Source organism: Pseudomonas sp. VI4.1 (genome assembly GCF_002029345.1).
In the GTDB taxonomy this organism is placed as follows: Bacteria; Pseudomonadota; Gammaproteobacteria; order Pseudomonadales; family Pseudomonadaceae; genus Aquipseudomonas.
Window position 1 is genome coordinate 1 of sequence record NZ_MULM01000037.1, and the last position, 6032, is coordinate 6032.

Sequence of the window (6032 nt, forward strand, 5' to 3'; positions counted from 1 at the left end):
TGCAGGAGCACCGTTACGCCCAGTTGATCGAGGCAATGCGATCAGCGGCCAGGACTACGACAACGCCCGGGCGGCCGTACGCCAGACCGCGGCCGACGTCGCCGCCAACCAGGCCGCGGTGCAGCGGGCGAAACTGAACCTGGGCTACGCCACCGTCACCGCGCCGATTTCCGGGCGCATCGGCCGCGCGCTGGTGACCGAAGGCGCCCTGGTCGGGCAGAACGAAACCACGCCACTGGCCTTGATCCAACAGCTCAACCCGATTCACGCCGACCTCACCCAGTCGACCCGCGAACTCAACGACCTGCGCCGCGCCTTTCGCTCCGGGCAGTTGCAGCAGGTCGGCCAGGACCAGGCCAAGGCCACGTTGATCCAGGACGACGGCAGCCTCTATCCGTTGCCGGGCAAGTTGCTGTTCACCGACATCACGGTCGACCCGGGCACCGGCCAGATCATCCTGCGCATCGAGTTCCCCAACCCGGACCTCGACCTGTTGCCCGGCAGTTTCGTGCGCGTGCGCCTGGAACAAGCGGTCAATGAGCAGGGTATCAGCGTGCCGCAACGGGCCATTCAGCGCGACAGCGCCGGCATCGCCCAGGTGCTGTTGCTCGACGCCGAACAACGGGTCGGCCAACAGCCGGTGGAACTGGGCCCCGTGCAGAATGATCGCTGGATCGTCACCGGCGGCCTCAAGGCCGGCGACCGCATCGTCGTTGAAGGCCTGCAACACGCCAAGCCCGGCGAGAAAGTGCAGATCGACGACACCCCTCTTCCCCTTGCCCAGGCTTCTGGTCAGTAAGCAGGACGCTTTTTTATGCCGCAGTTCTTTATCGATCGCCCGGTGTTCGCCTGGGTGGTCGCCCTGTTTATCCTGCTGGCCGGGGCCCTGGCCATTCCGCAGCTGCCGGTGGCGCAGTACCCCGACGTCGCCCCGCCGCTGATCGTGATCTACGCCGTGTACCCCGGCGCTTCGGCGCAGACCGTGGACGAAAGCGTGGTCAGCCTGATCGAGGAAGAGCTCAACGGCGCCGATCATCTGCTGTATTTCGAATCGCAAAGCAGCCTCGGCAGTGCGACGATCAAGGCCACCTTCCAGCCGGGCACCAACCCGGAAATGGCCCAGGTCGATGTGCAGAACCGCCTGAAAGTCATCGAGTCGCGCCTGCCGCAAGCGGTCAACCAGCAGGGTTTGCAAGTGGAGAAAGTCTCCGCCGGTTTCCTGCTGCTGATCACCCTGACCTCCAGCGACGGCAAGCTCGACGACGTGGCGCTCAGCGATTACCTGGCGCGCAATGTGATGAACGAGATCAAGCGCCTGGACGGGGTTGGCAAGGCCCAGCTGTACGGCGCGGAACGGGCGATGCGCATCTGGATCGACCCGCGCAAGCTCATCGGATTCAACCTGACCCCGGCCGACGTCACGCCGCCATCGTCGCGCAGAACGCCCAGATTTCAGCTGGCAGCATCGGCGACCTGCCGACCCGCGGCACCCAGGAAATCACCGCGACCATTCTGGTCAAGGGTCAGTTGTCGACCCCGGAAGAATTCGCCGACATCGTGCTCAAGGCCAACCCCGACGGCTCCACTGTGCGCATCGGCGATGTGGCGCGGGTCGAGATCGGCAGTCAGGAATACCAGTTCGGCACCCGCCTGAACGGCAAGCCATCGACCGCGGTCGGCGTGCAATTGTCCCCCGGCGCCAATGCCCTGAGCACCGCGACCCTGGTGCGGGCGAAGATGGACGAACTGGCGCGCTACTTCCCCGCCAATGTCGAATACAAGATCCCGTACGACACCTCGCCTTTCGTCAAGGTCTCGATCACCAAGGTGGTCTACACCCTCGTCGAGGCGATGGTGCTGGTGTTCGCGGTGATGTTTCTGTTCCTGCAAAACATCCGCTACACGCTGATTCCGACCCTGGTGGTGCCGGTGGCGCTGATGGGCACCTTCGCGACCATGTTGGCCCTGGGCTTTTCAATCAACGTGCTGACCATGTTCGGCATGGTCCTGGCCATCGGCATCCTGGTCGACGACGCGATTGTGGTGGTGGAAAACGTCGAACGGATCATGGTCAGCGAAGGCCTGTCGCCCAAGGAGGCGACGCGCAAGGCGATGCAGCAGATCACCGGTGCGATCATCGGCATCACCCTGGTGCTGGTGGCGGTGTTCATTCCCATGGCATTCATGCAGGGCTCGGTCGGGGTGATCTACCGACAGTTCTCCTTGTCGATGGCGACCTCGATCCTGTTCTCGGCGTTGCTCGCCCTGACCTTGACCCCGGCACTCTGCGCGACGTTGCTCAAGCCGATCGCCAAAGGCGAGCATCATGAGAAACGCGGGTTCTTTGGCTGGTTCAACCGGCGCTTCGAGCAACTGACCGTAAGTTATCAGGGCTGGGTCGCCTACGCGTTGAAGCGCACCGGTCGCTACCTGTTGATCTACGGCGTGCTGTTGATCGGCCTGGGGATTTGCTTCAGTCGCCTGCCCTCCTCGTTCCTGCCGGTGGAAGACCAGGGCTATACCATCACCGACGTGCAACTGCCGCCGGGTGCGAGCAAGCACCGCACAGTGCAGGTGGTCGAACAGATCGAAGCGCACAACGCCACTGAACCCGGGGTGGGCGACAGCACAGTGATTCTCGGTTTCAGCTTTTCCGGCAGCGGCCAGAACGCGGCATTGGCATTCACCACGCTCAAGGACTGGTCCGATCGCGGCAGCGAGGACTCCGCCAGTTCAATTGCCGACAGCGCCAATATCGCATTGAGCCAGATCAAGGACGCGGTGGCCTTCGCCATCCTGCCGCCGCCCGTGGACGGCCTCGGCACCTCCAGCGGTTTCGAGTTCCGCCTGCAGGATCGTGGTGGCCTCGGCCATGCCACGCTGATGCAGGCGCGCACTGAACTGCTCGAGGCCGCCGAAAAAAGCCCGATCCTGATGAACGTCCGCGAAAGCGCCCTGGCTGAAGCGCCGCAGGTGCAGCTGGAAGTCGACCGCAAACAGGCCAACGCGCTGGGGGTGTCCTTTGCCGACATCGGCAGCGTGCTGTCCACCGCGGTCGGTTCGGCCTACATCAACGACTTCCCCAACCAGGGGCGGATGCAGCGGGTGGTGGTGCAGGCCGAAGGCGATCAGCGCAGCCAGGTCGCCGATCTGTTGCACATGCATGTGCGCAACAGCGCTGGAAACATGGTGCCGCTGTCGGCCTTCGTCCAGGCCAAATGGACCCAGGGCCCGGCGCAGCTGACCCGTTACAACGGTTACCCGGCGATCAGTATTTCCGGCGAACCGAAACCGGGTTACAGCACCGGTGAAGCCATGGTGGAAATCGAGCGGCTGGTGGCGCTTGGTCCGGCGGGACTGGGCCAGGAATGGACCGGCTTGTCGCTGCAGGAACGCCTGTCGGGCAGCCAGGCGCCGATCCTGCTCGGGTTGTCGTTGCTGATCGTGTTCCTGTGCCTGGCCGGCGTTGTATGAAAGCTGGTCGATCCCGACTTCGGTGTTGCTGGTGGTGCCGCTCGGCGTACTCGGCGCGGTGTTGGCCGTGACCCTGCGCGGGATGCCCAACGACGTGTTCTTCAAGGTCGGGCTGATCACCATCATCGGCCTGTCGGCGAAGAATGCGATCCTGATCATCGAATTCGCCAAGAGCCTGGTCGACGAAGGTCACGACCTGATCGACGCCACCCTGCAAGCCGCACGCCTGCGATTGCGGCCGATTGTCATGACCTCACTGGCGTTCATCCTCGGCGTGGTACCGCTGGCGATTGCCACGGGCGCCAGTTCGGCGAGCCAGCAAGCCATCGGCACCGGGGTGATCGGCGGGATGATCACCGCGACCCTGGCGGTGCTGTTCGTGCCGGTGTTCTTCGTGGTGGTGATGAAGCTGGTGCGCAAGCGCCCTGACGATATCTAGCCAACAACACATCCCCCTGTAGGCGCTGGCTTGCCAGCGAAGGGGCCGTCACATTCAACATCATTGTTGCCTGTGACGCTGCCTTCGCTGGCAAGCCAGTTCCTACAGGGTGCTATGGTGTTTGCACACCCTGGCCCTTCGAGTACACATGCCCCTCCTCGCCCGCACCCACCCGCGCCTGTCCGCCGCCGCCACGCTCGGCATTGCCGTGGGCATCCTGGCTCCGGCCGATTCGATCATCAGCAAAATCCTCTTCGGCTGGAATGCCGGTGTCTGGACTTACCTGGTACTGATGTTCTGGCTCACCGTGCGCGCCAAGGCGCCGGACGTGAAACGCATCGCCGAGATCGAGGATGAAAACGCCGGGCTGGTGCTGTTCGTCGTGCGCATCGCCGCGATCGCCAGCCTGGCGACCATCGCTTTCGAGCTGGCCGGCAGCCGGGACCTGGAAACCACCCGCAAGCTGCTGCACTACGGCTTCACTGCCCTGACCGTGATTGGCTCCTGGCTGCTGATCGGGGTAATCTTCAGCGTGCACTACGCACGACTGTTCTACACCTGGAACGGCAAGGACCCGGCACTGCGTTTTGCCGAAGGTTTGACGAACCCCGATTACTGGGACTTCCTGTACTTCTCGTTCACCATCGGCGTGGCGGTGCAGACCTCGGATGTCGGGGTGGCGACCCGGGAGTTGCGCAAGATCGTGCTGGCACAGTCGCTGATCGGCTTTGTGTTCAATACGGCCATTCTCGGCTTCTCGATCAACATCGCGGCAGGCCTGTTCAACTGATCCGTGCACAAACGTTCTAGTCGCCACCCTCGACACCGGCGTTCAATAGCTCGGCAACCCGTTTCGCAGGTGCAGCATGACCACTCACAACTGGATCGACCTGGCCCAGGATGCCGACACCGGCATCGAGACGCTGCGCGCGCATTTCAGGGGCCACGCCTACGACCCGCATTGGCATGACAGCTATCTGGTGGGGGTTACCGAGCAAGGGGTTCAGCAGTTCCACTGTCGGCGGGCGAAACATCAAAGCACGCCGGGCAAGGTGTTCCTGCTCGAGCCCGGTGATATCCATGACGGCGAAGCACCGACCGAGGATGGCTTCACCTATCGCATGCTGTACCTCGATCCGCAGTGGTTGCAGCGTGAACTCAGTGCGGTGTTCGACAACGCTGCGCAAAACAGTCATTTGAGTTTCGCCCATACCCTGGCCACTGACGTGCGGCTGGCCCACGCCACAAGCCTGGCATTTCAGGCCCTGCATCAGGGCGAGCTGAAGATCGTGCGCCAGACCGCACTCGACGGCTTGCTCGAGCGCCTTACCGGCCATCTGCACTGGCGGGCGCGTTATGGCGAGGATCCACGTCTGCCGCTGGTGGCGAAGCAGGCGCGGGAGTATCTGCACGCCAACGCTCGATACGACATCGGCCTCGATCAACTGGCCAGCGCAACGGGCGTCGATCGCTTCCGCCTGACCCGCGCGTTCAAGGCGGCTTTTGGTATCGCACCCCACGCCTATCTGGTGCAACTGCGCCTGGCGACAGCTCGTCGAATGCTGGCCCGCGGTGAGCAACCGGCGACGGTGGCCATGGAGCCTGGGGTTTGCCGATCAGAGCCATCTGGGCCGTTGGTTCGTGCGCGCCTACGGCCTGACGCCCGCACTGTATCGCAAGCGCTGCTCAAATCTTCCAGACAGGTAACCCGGCAATTGTGAAGATCGTATTCAACGATTTTCAACGGAGTTGCCTGCCATGTTGTCTTCTTTCCCGACGTTCTTGCCCTTCCTGTTATTTGCGTTCGTGGCCTCGATCACCCCCGGCCCGACCAATATCCTGGTGTTGAGCAACAGTGCCCGATATGGCTTGGCGGCTGCGGTCCCGATCATCTTCGGCGCCTGTGCCAGCGCCGCGACCATTGTGCTGCTGGTCGGCACCGGGGCCGGTTCGTCGTTGACCGCGCTGCCCATGGTGCAATCCACCATGCAGTGGGTAGGCGTGACCTGGTTGAGTTACCTGGCGTGGCAGATATTCAGCGCACCCGCTGCAGGCCTCAAACCCAATGACAGCGACGCTCGCCTCGGATGGGTGGGGGCCGCCAGCCTGCAATTGATCA

Annotated in this window: 2 protein-coding genes and 3 pseudogenes; all 5 read left to right on the forward strand. The window is 63.2% G+C overall.

What is annotated here, in order from left to right:
- Positions 1 to 799, forward strand: a pseudogene (locus BZ163_RS00575) (efflux RND transporter periplasmic adaptor subunit); the annotation flags it as partial.
- 15 nt (positions 800 to 814) lie between these two features.
- Positions 815 to 3913 (forward strand): annotated as a pseudogene (locus tag BZ163_RS00580) (multidrug efflux RND transporter permease subunit).
- A 148-nt stretch (positions 3914 to 4061) separates the two neighbouring features.
- Positions 4062 to 4703 carry a DUF1345 domain-containing protein gene (locus BZ163_RS00585; protein WP_128869386.1) on the forward strand — a complete coding sequence of 214 codons (642 nt, stop codon included), beginning with the start codon at positions 4062 to 4064 and terminating at the stop codon, positions 4701 to 4703.
- 76 nt (positions 4704 to 4779) lie between these two features.
- Positions 4780 to 5620 (forward strand): annotated as a pseudogene (locus BZ163_RS00590) (AraC family transcriptional regulator).
- Between the two features lie 51 nt (positions 5621 to 5671).
- A partial coding sequence (locus tag BZ163_RS00595) for a LysE family translocator (RefSeq protein WP_168187292.1) occupies positions 5672 to 6032 on the forward strand: 361 nt, incomplete at its 3' end.